Genomic DNA, 1,510 nt, shown 5'->3' with positions numbered 1-1,510 from the left:
AAAGCTGCGCAGGGGCCCAGACACGCGGCCCTGACCCCCCGAGAGGCCGAGCACGGTGCCCAGCAGGGTGGACAGAAGAGCGAACGAATAGGCGAGGGTCATGGGGCCGGGCGCGACGGCGCCGCGGGGAGTGTGCGACGTCTCTGCCACGAGCGCCACGCGGGGCCTGGGTGTACTGTGTATATCTAAAAAATCAAGTAATTTCGCTATTTTAGAAAATCGGTCCTTGACGATCTAGGCGTGGAACGGTCATTCTGTGTTCATGTCCGAGCGCAGTTACGACCTTGCCGAGCTCTCCTCGTTGCTGAAGTTCTCCTCCGCGTACCTGAAGATGCTCCTGAAGAAGCAGTCGGGTTATCAGCCCGACCAGCCCATTTCTGCGGAGCTCGCCGCCGCGGTGGCCGCCCAGGTCAACCGGCCCTGGCCACCCGCGAACGCGGCCTGATCTTCCCGCACTTGTGGATGCGCTCGAGCGGACGCTCGAGGATGCGCTCGCGTGTACGACCACGTCGCCGGTCGTCGCGCGTCCCGTCGGTGCTTGCAGAGCGGTCGTGTGTCGCCTCAGTCGTCGCTGAGCAGGTCGTCGAACGCTGCGTCCAGCTCGTCGTCGTCCGACGCGTTCGGCTCCGATGCCGCCGCCATGGCGGCCTGCACCTTGCGGATGCGCTGAGAGACGCCGCGGAAGACCGCGTCCCGCTTGCGGACCTTCTCGAAGAAGTACAGCGCCTCGTTGTTGTCGCGGAGCACTTCGTACGCGTTCGCGAGCTCGAAGTAGAGCGCCAGCTCCTCGCGTTCGTTCTTCTCCTCCGCGTGGAGCCCCGCACGGAACGAGTTGATGGCGTCCTGCGTGCGACCTTGCTCCATCCGGCAGAGCCCCACCATCGTGTTGCACGAGCACGCCCGGGCGGGGTTGCGCATGGCCACCTCGAACTCCACCACGGCGTCGTCCAGCAGGCCCATCTCCTTGTAGGCGATGCCCAGGTCGAAGTGCGTGTCGCTGTCGGCCTCGTCGACCTGCTCCTCCACGCCCTTCTTGAACTGCGCGAAGACCTGCTCCACGTCGAGGATGTCGCTGCCGGCTGCGGCGGGGGGGTCTTCCTCGAGCTCCTCGGCGAGCTTCTCCGCCAGCGCGAAGCTCTCGTCCTCGAGCTCTTCGCCGGGACCCTCCGAGGCCGCCCGGATCTGAGCGATGCGCCGCCGCAGCGTGGCGGAGTCGGGATACTCGTCCGCGAGGTCTTCCAGACTGGCGAGCGCCGCGTCGTACAGGCCCTGCGCCACGAAGAACTCGGCCTCCTCGATGCCCTCCGCCACTTCTTCGGGGACGTCTTCCTCGTCCTCCTGCGCGTCCTGCGCGTCCTGCGTGTCCTGTGCGCCTTGGGCGTCCTGCGCGCCCTGTGCGTCCTGTGCGCCTTGGGCGTCCTGCGCGCCCTGTGCGTCCTCGAATGCCCCCGCGTGGCGGGGGGCCGCGTCGTCGTGCGCCCCAGCGGTGGCCGGCGTTTGTTCCACGGGC

Annotated in this window: 2 protein-coding genes; one reads left to right on the top strand and one right to left on the bottom strand. The window is 67.3% G+C overall.

Annotated features, from left to right (window positions below):
- The first annotated feature begins 262 nt into the window (after positions 1-262).
- Complete coding sequence (locus H6726_32830) at positions 263-445, top strand: hypothetical protein (protein ID MCB9662471.1); 183 nt, start codon at positions 263-265, stop codon at positions 443-445.
- Positions 446-561: 116 nt separating this feature from the next.
- Here the strand turns inward: H6726_32830 and H6726_32825 are convergent.
- Positions 562-1,510, bottom strand: a 949-nt coding sequence (locus tag H6726_32825) for a tetratricopeptide repeat protein (protein ID MCB9662470.1), incomplete at its 5' end; no start/stop codon positions are given.

The sequence above is a fragment of the Sandaracinaceae bacterium genome (assembly GCA_020633055.1).
GTDB lineage: Bacteria > Myxococcota_A > Polyangia > Polyangiales > Houyiibacteriaceae > JADJJE01.
The sequence above is the reverse complement of the archived record's forward strand: the minus strand, read 5'-3'. Positions and strand labels throughout refer to the sequence as shown.